Raw genomic sequence first — 22,587 nt, forward strand, 5'->3', positions numbered from 1 at the left:
ATGGCTCGCCTCATCCGGCCGGCTCCACGACGCGCAATCTGGCGCCGATCGGCTTTGGCGTCTCGGTCGATTGCACCTTGTCCTCGCGCTTGGGTGGCAGGCGGAAGCCCTTCACCAATCCGAAGATCGCCGGGATCACGATCAGCGTCAGCAGCGTCGACGATATCATGCCGCCAATCATCGGCACCGCGATTCGTTGCATGATCTCCGAACCGGTTCCGGTGCTCCACATGATCGGCAGCAGGCCCGCCATGATGGCAACGACCGTCATCATCTTGGGACGAACGCGCTCGACCGCGCCCACCATGATGGCCTCGTGGAGATCCTGCCGGGTGAGGCCCCTGCCCTCGGCGCTGCACGCCGCCTTGATCTCGGCCAGGGCATGCTCGAGGTAGATCAGCATCACGACGCCGGTCTCGGCGGCGACGCCGGCGAGCGCGATGAAGCCGACGGCGACGGCGACCGACATGTTGAAGCCGAGCCACCACATCATCCAGATGCCGCCGACCAGCGCGAAGGGGAGCGACAGCATCACGATCAAGGTTTCGGTCATGGCCCTGAAATTCAGGTACAGCAGCAGGAAGATGATCGTCAGCGTCACCGGCACCACGATCTTCAGGCGCGCCGCGGCGCGCTGGAGATATTCGTACTGACCGCTCCAGACCACGTAATATCCGGGCGGGAACTGGATGCTGTCAGTCACGGCGCGTTGCGCATCGGCGACGTAGCTGCCGATGTCGCGATCGCGGATGTCGACGTAGACATAGGTCGCGAGCTGCCCGTTCTCGGTCCGGATCGAGGTCGGCCCCCGCGCCGGCTCGACCTTCGCGACCTCGCCGAGCGGCACCGCGCCGCCTGCAGGCATCGGCACCAGGATATCGCTGGCGATCGCCTTGGGATTGTCGCGCAGGTCGCGCGGATAGCGCATGTTCACGGTGAACCGCTGCCGCCCCTCCACCGTTGTCGTGACGGTCTGGCCGCCGAGCGCCGCCGCGATGGTGTCCTGAACATCCTGGATCAGGATGCCATAGCGGGCCAGCGCCTCGCGATCCGGGACGATCTCGAGATAGTAGCCGCCGATGCCGCGCTCGGCATAGGCCGATGAGGTGCCCGGCACCGTCTTGATCACCCGTTCGACCTGCTTCGCCAGCCGGTCGATCTCGACGAGGTCGGTGCCCATCACCTTGACGCCGACGGGGGTGCGGATGCCGGTGGACAGCATGTCGATGCGCGCCTTGATCGGCATGGTCCAGGCGTTGGAGACGCCCGGAAACTGCAGCGCCTTGTCCATCTCCGCGATCAGGCTGTCGACCGTGACGCCGGGACGCCAAAGCTCCTTCGGCTTCAGGCTGACCACTGTCTCGAACATCTCGGTCGGCGCCGGATCGGTCGCGGTCGCCGCCCGCCCCGCCTTGCCGTAGACCGATTCGACCTCCGGGAACGACTTGATGATGCGGTCCTGCGTCTGCATCAGCTCGGCCGCCTTGGTCACGGAGATGCCGGGCAGCGTCGTCGGCATGTAGAGCAGCGTGCCCTCGTTCAGCGTCGGCATGAACTCGGTGCCGAGCTGCCGCGCCGGCCAGATCGTAACGGCGAGCACGACCAGCGAAGCCAGGATCACCGGCGTCTTGGCGCGCAGCACGCCCTTGATGACCGGGCGGTAGATAAAGATCAGGAAGCGGTTGATGACGTTTTTCCTCTCCGGCACGATCCTGCCCCGGACGAAGATCACCATCAGCGCCGGCACCAGCGTGACGGACAACAGGGCCGCGGCTGCCATCGCGAAGGTCTTCGTGAACGCCAGCGGGCTGAACAGCCGCCCCTCCTGCGATTCCAGCGTGAAGATCGGCATGAACGAGACAGTGATGATGAGCAGGCTGAAGAACAGCGCCGGGCCGACCTCGGATGCCGCGTCGATCAGGATCTGGACACGCGACTGACCGGGCTCGGCGCGCTCGAGGTGCTTGTGCGCGTTCTCGATCATGACGATCGCCGCATCCACCATGGCGCCGATCGCGATCGCGATGCCGCCGAGGCTCATGATGTTCGATCCCAGGCCCAGCAGCTTCATCGCGCCGAACGCCATCAGCACGCCGACCGGCAGCATCAGGATCGCGACCAGCGCACTGCGGACATGGAGCAGGAACACGATGCAGACGAGCGCGACGACGATGCTCTCCTCGAACAGCGTGTGCTTGAGCGTGTCGATCGCCGAATAGATCAGGCCCGAGCGGTCGTAGACCGGGACGATCTCGACCGACTTCGGCAGGCTGCTCGCGATCTCCTTGAAACGCTTCCTGACGTTTTCGATGACGTCGAGCGCGTTGACGCCGAAGCGCTGCAGCACGATGCCGCTTGCGACCTCGCCCTCGCCGTTCAGCTCCGCAATGCCGCGCCGCTCGTCGGGTCCGAGCTCGACATTGGCGACGTCCCGCAGCAGCACCGGCGTGCCGTTGCTGGTCTTCAGGACGATGTTGCCGAGATCGTTGATGCTCTTGATGTAGCCCTTGCCGCGAATGACGTATTCGAACTCCGACAGCTCGACCGTGCGGCCGCCGACGTCGGCATTGCTGGCACGGATCGCCTCCCGGATCTTCTGCATGCTGATGCCGCGGTCGCGCATGCGCTGCGGGTCGAGCACCACGTTGTATTGCTTGACGAAGCCGCCGATGCTGGCGACCTCGGCGACGCCTTCGGCCTTGGCGAGCGCGAATTTCAGATTCCAGTCCTGGATCGTGCGCGTGTCGGCGAGGTTCAGTTCTTTCGACATCACGGCGTATTGATAGACCCAGCCGACGCCGGTCGCATCGGGCCCGATGGTCGGGGTGACGCCGACGGGAAGCCGAGACGTGGCGCCGTTCAGGAACTCCATCACGCGCGAGCGCGCCCAATAGATGTCGGTGCCGTCCTCGAAGATCACGTAGACGAACGACACGCCGAAGAAGGAGAAGCCGCGCACCACCTTCGATTTCGGCACGGTCAGCATCGCCGTGGTCAGGGGATAGGTGACCTGGTCCTCGATCACCTGCGGCGCCTGGCCGGGATATTCGGTGTAGACGATGACCTGGGTGTCCGAGAGGTCGGGGATCGCGTCCAGCGGCAGATGAAGCAGCGCGTAGAAGCCGGCGGCCGCCGCAAAGCCGGTGCCGAACAGCACCAGCAGCAGGTTGCGCGCCGACCAGGCGATGATGCGGGCGATCATTTGTGCTCTCCCGTCGCATGGCCGCCGTCGGCGGCTTGAGGCGCAGCCTCGGCAAAGCCTTTGAGCGCGGCCTTCAAATTGCTTTCCGCATCGATCAGGAAGTTGGCGGATGTGACCACCGCTTCGCCTTCGGCAAGGCCGTCCCGCACCTCGATAAAGCCGCCGCCGCGCCGGCCGAGCTTCACCTCGCGCGGCTCGAAGCGCCCATCCCCCTTGTCGACGAGGACGGCCTGCCGCGTGCCGGTGTCGAGCACCGCGCTGTCCTGGATCGCCAGGACGGGCGCGCCATCCGCCGTATCGACGTCGGCATCGACATACATGTCCGGCAGCAGCAACGCTTCGGGATTGGCGAGCTCGATGCGGACGCGAACCGTCCGCGTTTCACGGTTCACCTGCGGATAGATCACCGCGATCTTGCCGGTGAAGCTTCGGCCCGGGAAGCTGCGCGCCCGCACCGCGACGGACTGCCCGACCGCGATGTTGCCGAGGTCGCGCTCGGCGACGTCGACCAGCGCCCAAACCAGCGAGGTGTCGGCGATGCGGAACAGCACGTCGCCGGGATTGGCGCGCATGCCTTCGATCGCGTTGCGCTCGAGCACGATCCCGTCGCGCGGCGCCGACCAATGGATGGTGACGGGCGCGACATGGGTTTTCTCCATCTCGGCGATCACCCGCTCGGGAACGTCGAGATTGATCAGCCGTTGCCGCGAGCCGCGGCCGTAGATCTCGACCCCGCCGACGGTCTTGGAGGTGATGGTCGCGAGATAGTCGGCCGCCGCGGAGGCGACCGCCGAGCTGTAGATCTCCATCAGCGGCTGGCCCGCCTTCACGCGGGAGCCGGTGGTGACGTCCGCGATCTTCTGCACGAAGCTCTCGGCGCGCATCGCGATCACCGAGACGCGGCGCTCGTCCAATTGGATCGTGCCGGGCGCCTTGACCAGGACCTGGACCGATCGCCGCGCCACCGGCTCGGACTTCACGCCGCTGCGCTGGATCTTGCCGGGCGACAGCTTCACCGTGCCGTCATCGGCGTCGTCGCCTTCGTAGACGGGGATATAGTTCATCCCCATCGGGTCCTTCTTCGGCACCGGCGAGGTGTCGGGCAAGCCCATGGGATTGCGGTAGTAGAGAATCTTGCGCGATGAAGCCGCCTGCGCTGGCATCGGCTCTGCCTGGGCGGCTTTGTCGTCATCGTAGACCGGCAGATAGTCCCGCCCGCGATCGTCCCTCTTTGGCCCGGCGGACCAAAGCGGCGCGCCGCTCGGATCGCGATAGTAGAGCGGAGTCCGGTCCGCTGTCGCCGCAGCCGGGGTCACCTCGGCATGGACCGACCAGCGCCCCTCGTTCGAGAACCAGTACGCGCCAAGGGCGAGGCCACTGCCGAGAGCGAGAGCCGTCAAGAGACGCAACGTCTTCATGGTTGTTTCGCGCGCTCGGAGCGCGCGTCCATCTGAATGGGAAAGAGAAGTTCGGGCGCCGTCCGGCGGCGCCCGAAAGCTCACTTGATCGCCTTGACGATGACCTTGCCGGTGACCGTCTCAGGCTCGCCTTGCACCTTCGCCGAGAGCGTCACCTGATAGCGGCCGGCCATCGGCAGGTCCGTCTTAAAGGCGTAGACGCCCGGCTCCTTGGAGGGCAGCGGCGCGACCGCCGATTCCATCTCGGCCATGCCGTCCGGAGCCATGTCGACGCGCGTCTTGAAGATGACGGCGTCGGGCACCGGCTTGCCGGTCTGCTTGCTGGTCAAGCGAACGGCGAGCGTGACGTCGTCGCCCTTCTTCATCTCAGGATTGACCGGCTCGAAGGCGTAGTCGCCGGCACCCGCCAGAGCGACTGAAGCGGCGAGCGAAAGGGTGGCGGCAACAGCCGCAGTGCTGAACTTGGAAAGCATTGTCCTGTCCTCATGAATTGATCTCGACCGCGACGCAGGAACGCGCACATCAGTCATCGCCTCGCGGGGCGTGCCCGCGCGCGTCTTTGGAGAGATCAGATTCGAGGAGGCCGGAAGGGAGGACTGCCGCCGCGGGAGTCGACGACCTGATCGGCAGGAATAGCGGTTTCCGCTGCCGCGACGGCAAGGAATTCGAAAGCCAGGGGACGAATGTCCGCCAGTGCGACGGTGCCGCCGACACAGCAGAAGCCCATCCCGCACTTGTAGCCGCTGTCGGAGCCCGTTCCCTTCATGTCGGGACAGCAATCGTCCATCGACATATCGCCGTCGCCGCCGACCTGCATGGCCGCCTGCATGTCACCCGACGACATCGCGAAGCCGGATGCGGACGCGCCAGCCGGCAGCATCGCCAGCGAGATGGCGATGGCGAGTGCCAGGATGGTCCGAACGATCCGCATCAAACGTGTTTTAACCTTTTGGATAGCTTTTGGAACCGCGGCGCTGCCTGAGTACCATAGTCTGCGGCCGAAAGCATTCTTTGATCAAGGTCAAGCATTCGTGACCGAGGCTCCGAGGCCTGTCAGGCCGCCCGCATCCTGCCTCGCCTATCGCGACCTCGATACCAGCTCGTCGGACCGAGCCGTCCGCGAACATAGCAGCGCGAGCGGGCCGAGTGCGATCCCGGCCGCGAGCACGATGAAGGCGAGCAGCCAGCCCTCTGCACGCTGGGGACCGCCAGCGGCATCGAGGGCAACCCCGGTTCCCCAGGCTCCGATCGCCGATAAGCCGAACCCGACGGTCGAATGCAGGGCGAGAGTCGCCCCGCGATGCTCCGAGACAGCCGCGGCCGACATCCCGGCTGTCAATGCACCGGAATCCGCCGGCACCGTCAGGCCATAGATCATCAGCAGCAGCGCCAGCACCCATGCCGGAGCCGTCGCATTCAGGCCGATGACGAGCGCAATGCAAGCCGAGGCGATCATCACCACGGTGATCGCCCGATGTCGCCCGAACTTCAGTGCGGCCTCGTTGCCGAGGATGCTGGCCGGCATGGAGATCACTGCGAAACAGAAGCTCATCAGGACCGGGCTCAGCCACGAGGGCGCGCCCTGATGCGTCACGACGTAGGTCCAGAAGCCGACCAGCCAGGTGCGAATGCCGTAGAGCTCGAAGCAGTGCGCGCCGTATCCGAAGATGTACCCGAGTGCCTCGCGGTTGGCGAAGACGGGCGCAAAGTTCAAAAGGCGTCCTGCCCTTGGAGCGGGACTGCGGCTCTCGATCAAAAGACATGCGACCACCATCGCGATGGGACCGATGCCGGTCACGTAGAACGCGGTCCGCCATCCCCAGCCGTCGGCGAGGACTTGCGCGATCAGGAACGACAGGCCGACGCCGACAGAGAAGCTGGACGTGTAGAGCGTGACCGCCCGCGAGGTGTCGCCGACGGGCAGCCGGTCCGTCAGTGCCTTGAGCCCTGGCATGTAAGCACCGGCAAAACCAAGGCCGGCGAGCGACCAGATGATGATCCCCGACCAGAAGCCTTGCGCGAAGATGCCAAACGCGACGGTCGCAAGTCCGCTGACGACAGAGCCGCCGAGGAGCACAAGCCGAGCGTCGATGCGATCGGTCAGTGTCGTGAGCACGGGCACCGCCAGCATGTAGCCAAACGCGTAGCCGCTCGCCATCATCCCGCCCTCGGCGGCCGACAACCCCCACGCCGGCATCAGATGCTGGGCCAGATTCGCGGATAACGTTACGTGCGGCAGCAGATTGCCGAGCTGGCCGATACACATCACCGCAATCAGCGGCCAGCCGCCCAAGCTACGAATGTTCTCCTCCCACCGGACAGGAACTCATGCCGCCTGATCCCCACGAAGCAGCAGAAGCGCGAGGAACGCAGAGACCGAGGCCAGCGCGCCGATCCAGAGCGCGCTGCTGCCGAGATGCTCCACCATCAGTCCCAGCGCAAGGGGCGCGAAAGCGCCCGTTGCCCTGGAAGGCAGCGAAATCATCCCGACACGCCTGCCGAACCCGACCGGCCCAAACAGCGCCAATGGCAGCGTACCGCGGGCAATGGTGATGATGCCGTTACCGGCGCCATACAGCACCGTGAAGACCGGTGCGAGCAAGGGGCCGCCCGCGACCAGCGCCAACACGCCGATCGGATTCATGAGCATGGCGAGCCTCGCCGACAGCAGCGGATGAAACCGGCCAAGCCATCCGGCTTCCAGAAGGCGGGCACCGACTTGCGCCGGTCCGACCAATGCTCCTGCCAGCAACGCCTGTGCTGGCGTGGCGCCGAACGCAACCAGCATGGTGGGCAGGATGGCCGAGACTCCGGAGCTGACAAAACTCGCGGCCGCAAACATGTACGCCAGCAGAATCATTGCGAAGGTTTCGCTCTGGCGGCCGGATTGCTGGCTCGCGCCCGTGTTCGGTCCGGCCTCCTGATGCAAGGGCGCGGCACGGGGCAGCGCTAGGTTGAGCGGCAAGGCAAGACCGATGTGGATCACCGCCCATAGCTGGCAGGCCGCGCGCCAGCCGTACTCCGTGGCGAGCCACGTCGTGAGCGGCCAGCCGAGTGTACTGGCGAAACCGGCGATCAAGGTGATGCCGGTGATCGTTCGTCGCGCATTGGCGCCGTAAATGCGCGCAAGCGTCGCGAAGGCGGCTTCATAGAGGCCCATGCCCATGCCGATCCCGAGCATTATCCAGGCTGCGATCAGCACCGCTACGCCATAGGCCATGGACAGCAGCAGCAAGCCCGCCGCGAAAACGAGGTTCGAGACGGCAAGCAGGCTGCGCCCACCGAACGTATCGATGGCATGCCCAACTCTCGGACCAAGCAGGCCGGAGATGACGAGCGCTCCCGACAGCGCGCCGAACACGTAAGTGGGCGCAAGACCGAGATCGCTCGCGATCGGCGCGGCGAGGATCGCAGGAAGATAGTAGCTCGACGCCCACGCGATGGTCCGCGCGCTGCCGAGCGCGATGACGACGTTGAGCGGGCCCGCAGTGCCTCGGCTCATGAGCAGCCGCACCCCGCACCGCCCGCCTTCTTCGCGGATTCATCGGCGGCACAGCAGGCCGAGGGTTCGGCCTTGGCCGGACCGCCGCAACATCCCGCTGAGCCAGCGGACTCTACGGCGGCGCGTGTACAGACGCCGGTCTCCGGCAGCACGAGCTCGACCCGTGCCGCGGCCTTCTTGTCGCCGGCGATGTCGGCGACAATCGAGCGGACCTGCTCGTATCCGGTCAACATCAGGAAGGTCGGCGCCCGGCCGTAGGATTTCATGCCGGCGAGATAGAAGCCCGGCTCATCATGCGCCAGCTCGCGCGCGCCGTGAGGCCGTACCGTTCCGCAGCTATGCTCGTTGGGATCGATGAGCGGCGCCAGCGCGAGGGGCGCCTCGATCGCCGGATCGAGCCGCAGCCGCAGCTCGGACAGGAACGAGAGATCGGGCCGGAAGCCGGTCGACACCACCAGCTCATCGGCAACCACACTCCGCGCAGCAGAGCCGGCGCCTGCCGAAATCCTGAGGCGGCCTTCGAGCTCCGAAATGTGCGTGACAGCGAAGCCTGTCTCGACCGCAATCTTTCCAGCAGTCACGAGCGCGGCGAAGGCTGAGCCCAGCTCGCCGCGCGCGGCAAGCTTGTCGTTGCGGCCGCCGCCAAAGGCCCTTGCCGGATCGTCGCCGCGCAACAGCCAGACGAGCCTGGTGCCGGGCGCCTCCTCGGCGAGTTGCGCGAGATCAATCAGCGTGCCCAGCGCGGAATGGCCGGCACCGAGCACGGCCACCGTTTTGCCCGCATATCTTTCGCGAGCGGAGCCGCGCACGGCCGGCATGCCATAGGCGATGCGGCCGGCGCATTCGCGTTCGCCGAACGCCGGCAGACCGTTGCTGCCGGCGGGATTGGGCGAGAACCACGTGCCGGAGATGTCGATGACGGCATCGGCGTTCAGCACCTCGTCGCCTTTGCCGTTCCGGTAGCGGATTTCGAACGGCGCTTGGCCCCGCCCCTTCGTCTTCGCCTTGTCGAAGCCGGCGCGGCTGATCGCCGTGACGCGGCTCGAAGTCCGGATCGTCTCGCGCAGCGGCGTTCGCGTCGCCAGCGGCGCGAGATAGCGCTCGATCAGTTCGCCGCCGGTCGGATAGGAGCCCGGGTCCGGCGAATTCCATCCCGTCGGCGCAAGCAGGCGCGCCGCGGCCTTGTCGATATTGTATTCCCAGGGCGAGAAGAGCTGGACGTGCTGCCATTGCCGCACCGCATGCCCCGCCTCGGGTCCAGCTTCGAGCACGACGGGGGACATGCCGCGTTCGAGCACATGGGCGGCGGCTGCGAGGCCGACCGGCCCCGCCCCGATGATCGCTACCGTCTTGTCCATTTTCGAACGCTCCATCCTTCTAGAATTATCGAATAATTGACCAAATGGATCAGGCTGCGCTCTGGGCATCGCTACACCCCGCTTCTTCCGCACAGCACTCCGCGGCCAGGAAATCGACCAGCCCGCGCATGGCGTCAAAATTGGCGCGGCAGATCAGGGTCGTCGATTCCCTGATCTGACTGACCAATCCGACCGAGACCAGTGTCTTGATGTGGTGCGACAACGTCGACGCCGGAATCTTCAGCTTGTCTTGCAAGCGGCCGACCGGCATGCCCGCGTGCCCGGCCCGGACCAGCGCCCGGTAAATCTGCAGGCGGGTCCGATTCCCCAGGGCTTCCAGGCGTGCTGCTGCGTCGTCGATCTTCATGAGCGACATCATGCGCCGGTGCAGCTCTGCCGTCAAACGATAATTCTAGAATATTGGAAATATGATCGCCACGCCGGGTTTCGGGTTGACAGGATGCCGGAAATTTCCATAAATCTGGATATATGGAAACTGAACAAGCCGTCCTGGCCCTCGCCGCGCTGTCCCAACCGACCCGTCTGGAGGCGTTCCGGACGCTGGTCAGGCACGAGCCTGAAGGTCTTGCGGCCGGCGACCTCGCGCGCCTCTTGGAAGTCCCGCAAAACACACTGTCGGCGCATCTGTCGATTCTGAGCCGCGCCCGCCTCGTGTCTTCCGAGCGGCACAGCCGCTCAATCGTCTACCGCGCCAATCTCGGCGAATTTCGCGACGTCGCGCTCTTCCTGCTGCGCGATTGCTGCGGCGGACGGCCGGAGGTTTGCGAGCCCGTCGTCGAGACCTTGCAATCGTGCTGCTCGCCAAAGCGAAAGGAGCGAAGCCGTGTCTGATCACAGGTTTAACGTCTTGTTCCTATGCACCGGCAACTCGGCACGATCGATCCTGGCTGAGTCGACCCTGCGCAAGGACGGCGGCGGCCGCTTTCAGTCCTTCTCCGCCGGCAGCGCCCCGAAAGGCGCGGTCCATCCGCTGGCGTTGCGCACGCTGGAACGGATGGGCTACCCCACGGACGGAATGCGCTCGAAGAGCTGGCTGGAGTTTGCGGCTGCGGATGCACCGGTGATGGATTTCGTCTTCACCGTCTGCGACAACGCAGCGGGCGAGTCCTGTCCGATCTGGCCGGGCCAGCCGATGACGGCACATTGGGGCATCGAGGATCCTGCCGCGGCAGAGGGTTCAGAACTGGAGAAACAGGCGGCATTCGTCACCGCGTTTCGTTATCTGAGAAACCGCATCGCTACATTCGTGAACCTCCCGCTGAGGAGCATCGACAAGCTTTCGCTCGGCACCAAGCTGCGCGAAATCGGCCGCTCCGAAGGTGCAACCGATTTGGCGCCGAAGGCCGGCTGATGGACAATTTCGATCTCCCGCGGCGCCTTGCGGCCGAAGCGCTCGGCACGGGCATTCTCGTCGCCACCGTGGTCGGCTCCGGCATCATGGCGGAAACGCTGACCAAGGACGTCGCACTTGCGCTGCTCTGCAACACCTTGCCGACCGGCGCCATCCTGGTCGTTCTCATCACGGTGCTCGGTCCGATCTCCGGCGCACATTTCAATCCCGCAGTGACACTCGTCTTCACAGGCCAGCGCGAGCTGCCGGGATACGAGGCTGCGTTGTACATTGTCGCGCAGATCGCCGGCGGCATCGCGGGAACGCTGGCGGCGCATCTGATGTTCGGCCTGCCGCTGCTCGACCTCTCGACGAAGGTCCGAACCGGAGGGCCGCAATGGTTCGCCGAAGCGGTCGCTGCGTTCGGGCTGGTCGCGACGATCCTGGCCGGCATCCGGTTTCAGCGGACGGCCATCCCCTGGCTGGTGGGCCTTTACATCACGGCCGCCTATTGGTTTACGGCTTCCACGTCGTTTGCCAACCCTGCGGTGGCCATCGCAAGGTCGCTGACGAACACGTTCGCCGGCATCCGCCCCCTCGACCTGCCCGGATTCATCCTCGCGGAACTCTGCGGCGCCTTCGCCGGCATGCTGCTGATGAACTGGTTGCTCGGCCGCTCACGCGCTTCCGCCAAGGTCGCAATCACGGAGACAGCTCGATGACCGTCACGATCTATCACAATCCGGCCTGCGGCACCTCGCGCAACACGCTGGCGATGATCCGGCAGAGCGGCGTCGAGCCTGATGTCATCGAATATCTCAAGACGCCGCCCTCCCGCGACGAGCTCAAGGAACTGATTGCGACCATGGGCATTCCGGTTCGCGCGCTGCTGCGCGAGAAGGGGACACCTTACAAGGAGCTCGGCCTGGACGATCCCAAATGGAGCGATGAGCAGCTCCTCGAGGTCATGATCGCCCACCCTATCCTCATCAACCGGCCGATCGTGGTGACGCCAAAGGGCACGCGCTTGTGCCGGCCGTCGGAAGCCGTGGTCGATCTCCTGGACAATCCGGTTGGCCGGTTCGTGAAGGAGGACGGCGAGGTGGTGGAAGCGCGATAGGCTGCAAGCCGCGCCACGAACGGTTCAGCTATCCCAGCAAGCCTTTCAGGCCCGCATAGATCGAGCCGATGCCGGTCGCGGCAACGCCGGCCAATGGCCCCGCAGTCTGCATGAGGTCCTGTATCAAGCGGGCGCGGCGGCGCAGTTGCTCCTCGCCGACATGCTGCCCCAGCAGACGCGCCACGTGGAAGGCGAACGCATTCGGCTTGCCGCCCTGGGTCAGCACGCGCGGCACGATCTGGAAGATCACGACGCTGAGAATGTTGCCCGAGACGAAGGCGAGCAGGATACTGGCGCCATATTCGAACACCTCCCGCCATTCGATCCATACCGTTGGAAGGATCGGAACATCATCGTGGAGCCCGGTGATCGTCAGCATTGCCAGGATGCTGACGCTTGCGGTCAGAAACGCGAGCAGGAGGGCCGCAAGAGCATACACCCTGTGCAGCGGATAGGCGATCAGTCCGAACAGGAGCGGCACGGCGATCGACGCGATCCGAAGCGGGATCGGCGACAGGTCGAAGGTGATGGTCACGAGCACATGCGCGATCACCAGCAGCAGAGCCGGGATCGCAACATAGAGCACCGCATGCGTGCCGTAGTAGCGCAGCGGATTGTTGTAGCGCTCGAGACGGACGTTGACGCGATCGAGATCCCGCCTGAGCTTGTCCAGCTCGGCAACGATCTCGTCGATCTCGAGAAGCATCGGCCGTACGGCGCGCAAGTCGCGCGAACAATGGTTGCACGCGATGGCTTCGTCTTTGATCCTCTCGGCGCAGAACGGACACTCCATCGCTAGCGCGACTTCCTTCGCCTCATGATGGCTTCGATCTCGTCTCTGGCCCGCCTCAGTTCATCGCGCAGCTCGTCGCGCTTGCGCAAGAGACCGTCGCGCTCGGCAATCAGCGTGGCGGGAGGCGCGATGTCGCGCCCGCACGACGCGCAGGCCAACGCACCCTCGGCAGTTTCCGACCGGCAATAAGGGCAGCTCACTTGGGCAAGACTCACTTGGTACGACTCACTTGGGCGCGACCTTCAGGGTGAAGACGGTCGTGCCCGGCCGGCCATCGCTGTCCTTGATGTCGACGCGCATGGTGTATTCGCCGGGAGGCAGCTCCGCTTCCTGCATGTTGATACCGTCAGCCTGCACGAAGGGCTTGACCCTTTGGGTCAGGTCGACATTCGGCGTGCGGAGGAAGATCACCTTGACGGAGTCCGGGTCGATCTTCGCTCCGCCATAGGACTGAAATTTCAACACCAGCCGCAGCGGCGAACTCGCCGCGCTGCCCGGCGAGACGAACTCGACCTTCGGACCACGCAGGATGCCGCGCTGCTCGACGGCAACGGCTCCCTTGGGAGGCGGCAGCTTGGCTTCCTCTTCCGTGATCAACTGCGCGGCATGCGATGGTGCCGATACCAGCAAAGCTGCAGCCACAAGCCCGAGCAAGATATTCCGTTTCATTCCCCTGCACCCCTTTCCCATGCCGTCAGCGCAAGCCGCCATCGCCGATGATCGTGTACGGCGCCCAGAACAACGGATGCGCATAGGCGAACTCGGTCTTGCCTTCGCTGTTGAGATAACCCGGACCGTCGACGAGGGCCATCGCCGCCTGGCGCAGCGCCTCGCTGCGAGACAGCTTGGGATCATCGGCCTGCCGCTTGAACAGGTCGGTCACCAATTGCCGCGCCGACTGCGAATGCACCGACCAGTTCGTCACCAGCAGCGCGCGCGTTCCGGCGTAGAAGAAGGCGCGCCCGAGCCCAGATGCGGCCTCTGCCCCGGCGCCGGCTCCGGCGCCGGTGTTGCAGGCCGACAGGATGACCCAGTCCGCGTCCAGCTTGAGGCCGAGAATCTCCTCCATGGTCAGGAGACCGTCGCCGCCCTCGCCCGTCACCGTTGGCGACGACAGAGCGAGTGCCGGCTGCGTCAGCCCGTTCAGCTCGCCCGGGACCAGCCCATGGGTGGCAAAGGCGAGGATCCTGAAGCCGGACAGATCCATCATCTTCACCGCGCTCTCGGTCGCACTTTTGCCGAGGAATAACACTTTCGACGGGTCTGCCTGCAGCGCCAATGCGATCGAGTGCAACTCGTCGGCGGTGTCGGGCAGACGGGGCAGCAGACCGAGCTCGGCGCTGTCGACGCCTTCGAGCTTGGGACTATTGCGCCGCTTCAGCGGACCGCCGCGCGTGATGTTGCCGCCGGCGTCGGCGACCTGAACCTTCTCTCCGACGCCTTCCGCCTCGGCCTGCTGCTCGCTGTTGAAATAGGGATCGCCAAAGGCCACGAGGTCGGCGCGGCCGGGCTTGCCCGGCGGCAATTGCCGCAGGGTGCGCAACGCCGCGGCGGAGGGCACCGTCGACACTGCATGGGTTCGCGCCAGCCAGGATACGTTGCGATAGCCGACGAAAAGCGGGTCCTCGTCGGCCGCCACCTCTGCCGGTGCCGTCGGCAACAAGGACAGCGGCAGAAGCCCGAGCGCGCCGTTGGTCACGACGATCAGGTTCTTGGCCGGCTTCCAGCCGCTCTCGACCGGCTTCAGCAGCAGCTCGTAGAGCTCGTAGCCGAGCTTGAGATCGAACGGCGGAATGTCCGAGATCATCGCCGCCTGCGGCTCGAGCGCCTCGCGCAGCTTGCGGATCTTGGTCTCGATATCGCCGATCCTGGCCTGGACGGCGGCGAATGCCACCGGCCCCGACTTCGGCACGGCCCAGACGAAACTGGCGTTCTGGCCGAAATAGAACGACAACATCGCCTCGTCGCCGGCCAGCGTCGCGCGGATTTCGGCGACGCTTGGCGGCTTGGGGGAGACGAGATCGGCGTAGACCGGGAATTTCTGCTTGATCTCCGAGCGGGCCTTGTCGCGCTGGCCGCGCAAGGCCGCGATCGACGCCTGTATTTGCGCAACGCCCTTCTCGTCGCGCTCCGCTGCGGGAAGCGCGAGCACGTTGTTGAGCGTGCCGAGCTGGGCGTTGACCTGCTTGGTGAGATCCTGCTCCTTGCGCACGAGATCGGCGAGCGCGGGATCCTTTGCCGCCGCACGCGCGCTCGAAGCTGCCAGCGCCTGCTGCACGGAGCGGCCGCGAATGGCGTCGGCGAGGCTGAACGTCTCTTCACCGACGTCCGTGCCGCGTCCTTCCGCCCTGCCCAGCAGCAGCAGATAACTTTCGACGATGGTCTGCAGACGCTGGCTGCGCGCGGCCACGACGGTCGTGTTCTCGTCATCGGCATTTTCGTTGGCGCTCGCCATCATGACCGGAATGGCGGCCTTGAACTCGCGAATCGCGTCTGCATCGCGGCGGGCGCGCATCAAGCCGACCGCCAAGGTGCCGCGCGCCGCGGCGGTATCGAAGTGATTCTCCCCGACCCGGGCGATCTGCTTCTTCACCAGCTGCTCTGCGGCGGCAATGCCCGCGTCCAATTGCCCGGAGCCATAAAGCGACAGGATCCGCGACGGATTGAGCTCGAAAATCGAGCGGCGCTGCGGATCCCAGCCGGCGACGGCCTTGTCTATCCGCGCAAACATCTCGCTCGCTTCGGCGTTCTTGCGCCGTAGCGACAGAATCCCGGCGAGTTGCGACAACAATTGCACCGTCGCGTGAGAGTCCTCCGGCACGCCCACGGTGTTGTTGATCTCGAGCGCAACGCGGCCGAGCTTCTCGGCCTCTTCGTAACGGCCCTGGTCGACCAGAATGGCCGCAAGGCCCATGACATAGCGCGGCGTCACCGGGTTGTACTTGCCGGTGTCCTTCAGGCGCGAGAGCAGCGCTCGGCGCGCATCCACCTCGGCCTCGGCAAGCCGGCCCTGTTTCGCCTTCATGCGCGCCTGGCTCAACACGGTGCCGTCGATCACCTGCAGCAGAATGGTCTCCGCCGGGGCGTTTTCGGAGGCCATGATGACCTTCGTGCTCGCGCGCTTGCGCAGCTCGGCGTTGCGATAGGCGGCCTCGGCGTCAGCGAATTGTCCGCGCGCCTCGAAGATCAAGGCGCGCGTGAGATCCAGCTCGCTCTCCCAGCTCTGGCCGAACTTCGAATAGACCGCTCGCCAATTGGGATGACCGCTGGTGCGGGCCTCCTGGATCGCGGTCTGGCTGCGTCGAAGATAGGCTTCGGCCTGGGAGAGATCGCCCATCTGGACCAGAACGGATGCAATCGTGCGGTTCGTCGCGTACTGCAATCCCTTCGCGCCCGGCATGCTGGCCGATTCGCGCAAGAGTCTTTGCAGGATCTCGATCGCCCGTTTGGGATCGCCGGCAAGGGAATGCTGCAAAGACTGCAGCTGCAACATCCGACCCAGCATGAAAGGGCTGACGGCGCCCCGCCCGACGTCCACGGCCTTGTCGGCGTCGGCCATCGCTTCGGCGAGCCGGCCGAGCTGGGAGCGCGCGTTGGCGCGATCGAAATACAGCTGCGCGAGGTCCTGACGGGATTCCTTGCCGGTGGGCACGGCATCGGCCTCCGACTTCAATTCCGCGATCATCTTCGCGTCGGGTTTATCGCCATCGAGGATCGCCGTGATGTCGGCGATGCTACGCGGCGGCGCAACGAAGTCCTTCGGCAGTGCGGTGCCGGGTTCAAGCTTCGGTGCCGCTTCCTTCGGCAGCTCGACGGCAACGTTGGCCCGGCCGTTGGCGGCGTTGAGCGCCGCCATCGTGCAGGCCCTGACCTGGGGCGATGCCTTGGCGCGGCAAGCTTCGAGATTGGCACCGCCGGAGCGCATACAGGCCTGCACGATCGGCTTGCCGACCGTCATCCGGCAATTCTCGAGCGCAGCCTCCCTGGTCAGTGCAGCCGCGGAGGCGGTCGATCCGAGCAGAATGGCAAGTGCCAACAGCTGGCGGCTCGGGGCGACGTTGAAACGGCTCAAGAAGGGAGGCGGGGCGACAAGGCGCATCGCTAAGGACCTTCGTAAAATGACTTGAAGAAAAACGAAATGATCCTACCCATCCGGCTCGGAAGGACAAGCGCAATCAGGGTTCCCGTATCAAGTCTCAACCGGAAGAAGGCCGTGCTGCCGTCATGGCCGTGCGGACTGCGCGAAGGCGCGGGTTGAGGATCTCATCGTGCCGGTCGGTCGCAGCAGGACTGCCGCGACCCAGCGGTCCTTCGCTCAGCCCTTCGAGACCACCGCGCGGCCGTAAGGCGGTTGCCCCTGAACCGGCGGATTGGCGGTCTGGGCGGCGAGCTCGCCGATCAGGCGGTCGGCATCGGCGGCCATGCCGTCGGGGGCCTGGATCACCAGGCGCTCCAGCGCCCAGCGATAGGACGAGATGCGCTGCTCCAGGCATTGCTGCACCCACTGGATGATCAGCGAGTTCTCTTGCATGCGCGCGACCGCGTCGTCCCTCTCCCTCGGCGACAGCGCGGAGACACGCGCCATGCTGGCATCGCGCTTCCTGTCGAGATCGATGACGCGGATCGCGGATGCGAAGAACGGCTCGAAGCGGGTGATGTCGTTGCGCACGTCCTCGATCAGCTGCGCATAGCGCGAGGAATGCGAGCGGTGCGGCTCGTCGATCAGCGTGCGCCCGTACATGGTGCGGTCGAACACGACCTTCTGCCGCCACGGCGAGGGCAGCGCCTTGTAGTCGCCGAACACGCTCTTCCATGCCGGACGCGACAGCGGCGGCTCGATCATGGGATAGGCGAGGTCGCGAAGCTGGCGCTCTTCGTCGGTGAGCTGGAATTGCGAGGGCCTCAGGCCGACGCTGGAGGTGACCTCCGCACCGAGCCAGCGATGCATGTCGTCGCTGCGCATGCTCTCGCGGGTGCGGCCGAAGTCGCCGCCGCTACACGCCGCGAGCGAGGCGCCCAGCAGCGTGAGCAGGACGGCCGATAGGACAGGCCGGATCTGGCGGATGACGTCCGGCATCGCATGAAGCCGGATGTCAGCGGCGGCGACGACGGCGCCCCGGCGCTGTGCCCTGCTCCGGTCCGCGATCGCCGCTGGTTTCGTCCGCCTCGCGCTCGATTCGAATCACGGGAAGGATCAGGACCGTTCCCATGTCCGCGCGCGGAGCGACATCCCCGGACGAGCCCACCCGGCGACCGGCCGGAAATTCGATGATGGTCCCCATGTCAGCTCTCTTCGATTGCCGCGCGACCGAACGCGCCCCAGCAACATGCATTCATTAAGATCAGCTCATGGTTAACGGGGTGTAAACGGGCGCCTTCGACCGTAGCCGCACGGACCGCGCCGCGCCGTCCCGTTGCGGCACGACAACGCCTCAAATTGCAGGGCCGGCTTCACGCCTCGTTTTCCTTAACGAGGCTTTAAACGAAGCTGCGCTAGGCTCGCCACCAAGTCTTTCCCGAGTTGCGTACGCCTCCATGACCAAGTCGCTGTTTCCCGGATTCGACGGGCTGATGACCCTGTCCCGTCGCGAAGGTGTCGATGTCCGTCCGACGCTGCTGCGCGTGCTGACCGACCTTTATGTCCAGACGAGCACCCACAGCGACGACGAGCAGCGGCAATTCGTCGAGCTCGCCACGCGGCTGATCGACCAGGTCGACGATGCGACGCGCGCGGCCGTCAAGGCCCGCCTCGCGGTCTATCCGCAGACGCCCGTCCCGATCCTGCAGAAGCTCGGCCTGGTCGCCACCCAGGAAGGCCGCAGGGTTCCGCTAGCCAGGGAGATCCCCGCCCCGCCGCGCGCGCCTGCTCCGGCGCGCGTGCCGACCGAGGCCGAGCAGCGCATGGCCGCCAACTTGGCGATGCAGCCGAAAGAGGCGGCCGAGATCCACGACATGTTCTTCCGCGCCGGCGCCTCCGAGCGCGCACTGATCCTGCACAATCTGGCGCAGACCCCGCTGAAAGCTGCCCCCCTCATTCCGACCGTGCGCGCCAAGCGCGCGATCCAGATCCTGGAGATGGCGGCGATCGCCGGCGATATCGAAAGCTTCACCTTCGAGCTCGGCGACAGCCTGATTCTGCCCTCGCGCGTCGCAGCCCAGATCGTCGACGATGCCGGCGGCGAGGCGCTTGCCGTTGCCGCGCGCGCGCTCGACATGCCGAGCCCGGTGTTCCAGCGCATTCTCTTGTTCTTCAAGCCCGAGATCGGAACGTCCGTGAACGCCGTGTACCGCCTGTCGCGGCTCTACGACCGCCTCGCCGAGCGATCGGCGCTGGTGATGCTGGCGGCCTGGCGCGGCTCCACGCTCGCGGTCACCCGCGCGAAGCACCAATCGGCGCTGCATGATGGCGAGCGCCAGCGCGCCCGCGCAGGCGCGAGCCAGACGCGGCCGGGCGTGCAGCCGGGGTCCAGTCCAACGGTACGGACGGGGACTGGCTCGTCGGATCGCTGATTTGCTTACGCCGTCTCAACAAGCGGCAACGGAGGCACGCAACGAACTCCAACCCGTCATTGCGAGCGCAGCGAAGCAATCTAGACTGCCTCCGCGGAAAGATTCTGGATTGCTTCGCGGAGCCTGTCATCGGGCCGCGCTTTGCGCGGACCCGGTGGCTCGCAATGACGATGGTGGCAACAGCTACGCCTTCGCCAACTCCAGGAAATGCCGCCCGGCGCGGTCCTCGGTCTCGACGATCCAGGCATCCGGATCGAAGCGGATTTCCTTGATCAGCCGCTCCTCGATCGTGTGATCCGGCAGAGGCTGCCGCGCGACCGGCACGAAGAAGCGATCGACCGGCCGGCCATCGTCATAGACGGTCTGCGGCGCCGGCGCATACAGCATCGCATTGCCGTCCAGCATCGACACCTTCACGAACACCGCGCCCGCCTCCTCGGCACCGCGGCGCCGCACGGCGCCGAACACACCCTCGGCCTGGCACCGGCGGAGGTAAGCCGCCACCCAAATGTTGGATTTCAAACGCATGAATCGCACGATAGGCCAGTGCCGCCATCAGCACCAGCCTTGCGCGCGAGCGTGACAATCATTCGACGGGGCGGCCGATCGCAGCGGCGAGCTCGCGCAGCAGACGGTCCGAGACCTGGCCGGTGACCTGCATCTTGTGCTCGCGCTCGAACTTCTGGATCGCGGCCTGGGTCTCGCCGCTCATGGTGCCCGTGATCTTCAGATTGCCGTAGCCGTATTCGGACAGCGCGCGCTGCACGCCGGCGATGCGGCGTGCGGCCGGGCTTTGCGCCGGGATCGGCGCCGGCGGACGCAGGGCTGCGGGCGGCGTCGAGGTCGTGGCCTTGACCAGATTGGTCATTGGATCGTTCGAGCGCGTCGAGGCGGTCGCCTCGACCGGCTTTTCGGGCGGCTTCTCGGCAGCACGCTCGACCGGCTTGGACTCGGCAGGCTTGGGCTCGACGCGGAACTCGGTCGCGCGCGGCTCGAGCGGCGAGGTATCGGCGCCGACGGGGCGCGGACGCGGCATGGGATTCGACAGCGGCACGGACGACGGCGCGGGAAGATTGATCACCGTGCCGAACATCGGCGCGGGGTGCCGGCCGGTCTGGAGGAACAGCGCATTGGCAACGATCGCGGCGATCGCGGCGACGGCGACGAGGCCGGCCAGCGTGTCCTTGGGGCTGTGCAGCAGCACGCGCATCACGACGTTGCGCTCGGTCTCGACATCGATGACCGCAGCTTTGGCGCCACGGCGGCGCGGAGCGGCTTCGTCCTTGGCAGACTTCTTAGGCACTTTTCTTCACCAGAGCGGGTTGGTCCTGAGACTGATCGTGAGCTTGGTCTTGAAGATCCTGGCGCAGCACGGGCGTCAGCGTCGCAATCTTGCGCTCGGCCGGCTTGGTTTGCGGCGGCGTGTAGACGAGCGGCAGCTTGACGGTGACCGCCGTGCCCTCGCCCAACCTGCTTTGTACCGTCAATTCGCCGAGATGCAACGCCACGAGACTCTTCACGATCGAAAGTCCAAGGCCGGTGCCCTCGTGACGGCGCTGATAGGTCGTGCCGGCCTGGAAGAACGGCGCGCCGATGCGCTTGAGATCGTCGGGCGCGATGCCGACGCCGGTGTCGCTGATGCGCAGCGTCAGCTGCGAACCGGACACCGCGGCCGATACGCAGACCTGACCGCCGCGCTCTGTGAACTTGATGGCGTTGGCGACGAGGTTGAGCACGATCTGCTTGAAGGCCCTGGGATCGCCGGTCATGACGGGCAGGTCCTGCGGCGCGTCGGTGATCAGGTCGATGCCGTTCTCCCGCGCCTTCAGCGCCAGCAGATTGCAGCAATGCAATAGCGAAGCGCGCGGCGCGAACGGCTCGGACGCGATCTCGAAATTGCCCGATTCCATCTTCGACATGTCCAGGATGCCGTTGACGACCGACAGCAGGTGCTGGCCGGAATCGTTGATCAGCTGGGCGTATTCCTTGCGCTGCGCAGCACCCAGCATCAAGGCCTGCTCCTGCGCGATCATCTCGGAGAAGCCGATGATGGCGTTGAGCGGCGTGCGCAGCTCGTGGCTCATGGTGGCAAGGAAGCGCGTCTTGGCGGCATCGGCCGCCTCGGCGGCGCTGCGCGCCTGGTCCACTGCCTGCTCGAAAAGCTTGCGGTCGGTGACGTCGCGCATCACCGCGACGACTTCGGCTTCGCACGTGACGTCACGCGCCCTGTCCTGATCGAGCGGACGGCACCGCATCTCGACCCAGATGAAATCGACCTGGCCGCGCTCGGCGACGGGCTCGCGCCGCAGCCTGAACTCGACGCTGCGCACCTCGCCGCGCGCCGCGTCGGACAGTGCCGTGAGATAGGCCGGCCGATCGGCGACATGGACACGGTCGAACAGGCCGTGGCCGAGCAGTTGCGCCACCTGCGCGCCGAGCATGGCCTCCACCGCCGGCGAGATGAATTGGACCGCACCGTTGCGCTGATGCCGCGAGATGACATCGCTCATGTTGCGCGCCAGCAGGCGGTAACGCTCCTCCTCGCGCGACAACAGCGCGACGCTGGTGCGCGCGAGCGATTCCGCGCCGAAGGCGAGGCCGGCGGCATAAAGAGTGGCAGACGCGACGCCGAAAGCCATCAGCACGCCGCGCTCGGCGGCGCTCGGCTCAACCACCGGCAACCAGCCGAGCTGGCTGACCAGGATCAGCATTCCGGCGCAGGACAGCGCGAGCAGCGAGGCGAACGCCGCGACGCGGCGCGAGGCCGACAGCGCAGCTTCGAGCGGAACCACGATCAGCCAGACCGCGGCGAAGGATTCGATGCCGCCCGTCGTGATCGCGACGGCCATGATGAGGCCGGCAAGCGCCAGGGACGACAGCACGTGCGCGCCCTCGTAACGGCCGGTGCGCGACAGGAACCAGGACAACATGATCGGCGCGATCAGCCAGGCAAAGGCCGCGACCTCGATCGCGCTCGGCGCGCCGCGCATGGCGAGATAGACCGGAAATGCGGCAAAGGCGGCGAGGCTGCCGAGCAGCCGCGGTGCCATGAAGGCGCGATGGCGTGCGCGCATCAGCGCATCGTAGCGCGCGGAGGGATGCAGCAGTGCATCGAGACAATCGCGGATGATACTCAAAACTGTCACGGGTCTCGCGCTTCGGCTCAATCGTCTCTTGGAAGACGCGCCGGAACGCCTCCTTGTCGTTGAGCCACCGTGTCAGAGCGACCTTAAACGAGTGCTAAGGCGGCACAGCGTGTGGCCGGACACCGCGTTATCGCAGAGCTTTTTAGACGATTTGGCGACGTCTTCGCTGCGAATGGTGAACGCAGGG

General features: G+C 65.8%; 22 protein-coding genes. 5 read left to right on the forward strand and 17 right to left on the reverse strand.

Annotated elements, in window-relative coordinates; genetic code table 11:
* Positions 1 to 10: 10 nt before the first annotated feature.
* The 8 genes from P0R31_RS07205 to P0R31_RS07240 form a co-directional block, all read right to left on the reverse strand.
* Positions 11 to 3,202, reverse strand: a complete 3,192-nt coding sequence (locus P0R31_RS07205; protein ID WP_275513461.1) for an efflux RND transporter permease subunit — start codon at positions 3,200 to 3,202, stop codon at positions 11 to 13.
* Positions 3,199 to 4,620 carry an efflux RND transporter periplasmic adaptor subunit gene (locus P0R31_RS07210; RefSeq protein WP_275513462.1) on the reverse strand — a complete coding sequence of 474 codons (1,422 nt, stop codon included), beginning with the start codon at positions 4,618 to 4,620 and terminating at the stop codon, positions 3,199 to 3,201. Before P0R31_RS07210 ends, P0R31_RS07205 begins: the two co-directional genes overlap by 4 nt.
* 80 nt (positions 4,621 to 4,700) lie before the next feature.
* On the reverse strand, positions 4,701 to 5,093 hold the full coding sequence (locus P0R31_RS07215) for a FixH family protein (RefSeq protein WP_275513463.1): 393 nt from the start codon (positions 5,091 to 5,093) through the stop codon (positions 4,701 to 4,703).
* Between the two features lie 95 nt (positions 5,094 to 5,188).
* A complete protein-coding gene (locus tag P0R31_RS07220; RefSeq protein ID WP_275513464.1) occupies positions 5,189 to 5,551 on the reverse strand; it encodes a hypothetical protein in 363 nt (120 codons plus the stop codon).
* Between the two features lie 147 nt (positions 5,552 to 5,698).
* Positions 5,699 to 6,886, reverse strand: coding sequence for an MFS transporter (locus P0R31_RS07225; protein ID WP_275513617.1), 1,188 nt, complete (start codon positions 6,884 to 6,886; stop codon positions 5,699 to 5,701).
* 60 nt (positions 6,887 to 6,946) lie between these two features.
* On the reverse strand, positions 6,947 to 8,122 hold the full coding sequence (locus P0R31_RS07230) for an MFS transporter (RefSeq protein WP_275513465.1): 1,176 nt from the start codon (positions 8,120 to 8,122) through the stop codon (positions 6,947 to 6,949).
* Positions 8,119 to 9,480, reverse strand: coding sequence for an NAD(P)-binding domain-containing protein (locus tag P0R31_RS07235; protein WP_275513466.1), 1,362 nt, complete (start codon positions 9,478 to 9,480; stop codon positions 8,119 to 8,121). Before P0R31_RS07235 ends, P0R31_RS07230 begins: the two co-directional genes overlap by 4 nt.
* 49 nt (positions 9,481 to 9,529) lie before the next feature.
* The gene (locus tag P0R31_RS07240) at positions 9,530 to 9,847 is read right to left on the reverse strand and encodes an ArsR/SmtB family transcription factor (protein ID WP_275513467.1); all 318 of its coding nucleotides are present in this window, start codon (positions 9,845 to 9,847) and stop codon (positions 9,530 to 9,532) included.
* A 122-nt stretch (positions 9,848 to 9,969) separates the two neighbouring features.
* Between P0R31_RS07240 and P0R31_RS07245 the strand changes: the two genes are divergently transcribed.
* From P0R31_RS07245 to arsC, 4 genes are read left to right on the forward strand one after another with little or no spacing between them, the layout of a single operon-like run.
* Complete coding sequence (locus P0R31_RS07245; RefSeq protein ID WP_275513468.1) at positions 9,970 to 10,332, forward strand: ArsR/SmtB family transcription factor; 363 nt, start codon at positions 9,970 to 9,972, stop codon at positions 10,330 to 10,332.
* Positions 10,325 to 10,852: an arsenate reductase ArsC gene (locus P0R31_RS07250; protein ID WP_275513469.1), complete on the forward strand. Its 528-nt coding sequence runs from the start codon at positions 10,325 to 10,327 to the stop codon at positions 10,850 to 10,852. Before P0R31_RS07245 ends, P0R31_RS07250 begins: the two co-directional genes overlap by 8 nt.
* Positions 10,852 to 11,553 (forward strand): aquaporin family protein, encoded by a 702-nt coding sequence (locus P0R31_RS07255; protein ID WP_275513470.1) that lies wholly within the window; start codon positions 10,852 to 10,854, stop codon positions 11,551 to 11,553. Before P0R31_RS07250 ends, P0R31_RS07255 begins: the two co-directional genes overlap by 1 nt.
* Positions 11,550 to 11,951: an arsenate reductase (glutaredoxin) gene (arsC, locus tag P0R31_RS07260; protein ID WP_275513471.1), complete on the forward strand. Its 402-nt coding sequence runs from the start codon at positions 11,550 to 11,552 to the stop codon at positions 11,949 to 11,951. Before P0R31_RS07255 ends, arsC begins: the two co-directional genes overlap by 4 nt.
* 28 nt (positions 11,952 to 11,979) lie before the next feature.
* Here arsC and P0R31_RS07265 read toward each other — a convergent pair whose 3' ends face one another.
* The 6 genes from P0R31_RS07265 to P0R31_RS07290 all read right to left on the reverse strand — a co-directional run bounded on the left by P0R31_RS07265 (position 11,980) and on the right by P0R31_RS07290 (position 18,026).
* On the reverse strand, positions 11,980 to 12,744 hold the full coding sequence (locus tag P0R31_RS07265) for a hypothetical protein (protein ID WP_430516808.1): 765 nt from the start codon (positions 12,742 to 12,744) through the stop codon (positions 11,980 to 11,982).
* 2 nt (positions 12,745 to 12,746) lie between these two features.
* Positions 12,747 to 12,902 carry a hypothetical protein gene (locus tag P0R31_RS07270; RefSeq protein ID WP_275513473.1) on the reverse strand — a complete coding sequence of 52 codons (156 nt, stop codon included), beginning with the start codon at positions 12,900 to 12,902 and terminating at the stop codon, positions 12,747 to 12,749.
* A 67-nt stretch (positions 12,903 to 12,969) separates the two neighbouring features.
* On the reverse strand, positions 12,970 to 13,413 hold the full coding sequence (locus P0R31_RS07275; protein ID WP_275513474.1) for a hypothetical protein: 444 nt from the start codon (positions 13,411 to 13,413) through the stop codon (positions 12,970 to 12,972).
* A 25-nt stretch (positions 13,414 to 13,438) separates the two neighbouring features.
* The gene (locus P0R31_RS07280; protein ID WP_430516809.1) at positions 13,439 to 16,843 is read right to left on the reverse strand and encodes a CHAT domain-containing protein; all 3,405 of its coding nucleotides are present in this window, start codon (positions 16,841 to 16,843) and stop codon (positions 13,439 to 13,441) included.
* Between the two features lie 216 nt (positions 16,844 to 17,059).
* Positions 17,060 to 17,821: a hypothetical protein gene (locus tag P0R31_RS07285; RefSeq protein ID WP_275513476.1), complete on the reverse strand. Its 762-nt coding sequence runs from the start codon at positions 17,819 to 17,821 to the stop codon at positions 17,060 to 17,062.
* Positions 17,822 to 17,837: 16 nt separating this feature from the next.
* Complete coding sequence (locus P0R31_RS07290) at positions 17,838 to 18,026, reverse strand: hypothetical protein (protein ID WP_036005903.1); 189 nt, start codon at positions 18,024 to 18,026, stop codon at positions 17,838 to 17,840.
* Positions 18,027 to 18,279: 253 nt separating this feature from the next.
* Between P0R31_RS07290 and P0R31_RS07295 the strand changes: the two genes are divergently transcribed.
* On the forward strand, positions 18,280 to 19,254 hold the full coding sequence (locus tag P0R31_RS07295; protein WP_275513477.1) for a DUF2336 domain-containing protein: 975 nt from the start codon (positions 18,280 to 18,282) through the stop codon (positions 19,252 to 19,254).
* 183 nt (positions 19,255 to 19,437) lie between these two features.
* Here P0R31_RS07295 and P0R31_RS07300 read toward each other — a convergent pair whose 3' ends face one another.
* The 3 genes from P0R31_RS07300 to P0R31_RS07310 are packed head-to-tail and all read right to left on the reverse strand — an operon-like array spanning position 19,438 to position 22,400.
* Positions 19,438 to 19,782, reverse strand: coding sequence for a DUF1491 family protein (locus tag P0R31_RS07300; protein WP_275513478.1), 345 nt, complete (start codon positions 19,780 to 19,782; stop codon positions 19,438 to 19,440).
* A 58-nt stretch (positions 19,783 to 19,840) separates the two neighbouring features.
* Positions 19,841 to 20,557 carry a peptidoglycan-binding domain-containing protein gene (locus P0R31_RS07305; RefSeq protein WP_275513479.1) on the reverse strand — a complete coding sequence of 239 codons (717 nt, stop codon included), beginning with the start codon at positions 20,555 to 20,557 and terminating at the stop codon, positions 19,841 to 19,843.
* Entirely contained in the window at positions 20,550 to 22,400 is a 1,851-nt protein-coding gene (locus tag P0R31_RS07310; protein ID WP_275513480.1) for a PAS domain-containing sensor histidine kinase, read from the reverse strand. The genes P0R31_RS07305 and P0R31_RS07310 overlap by 8 nt, the downstream gene beginning before the upstream one ends.
* Between the last annotated feature and the right edge of the window lie 187 nt (positions 22,401 to 22,587).

The organism is Bradyrhizobium yuanmingense, from assembly GCF_029167105.1.
Taxonomy (GTDB): Bacteria; Pseudomonadota; Alphaproteobacteria; order Rhizobiales; family Xanthobacteraceae; genus Bradyrhizobium; species Bradyrhizobium yuanmingense_A.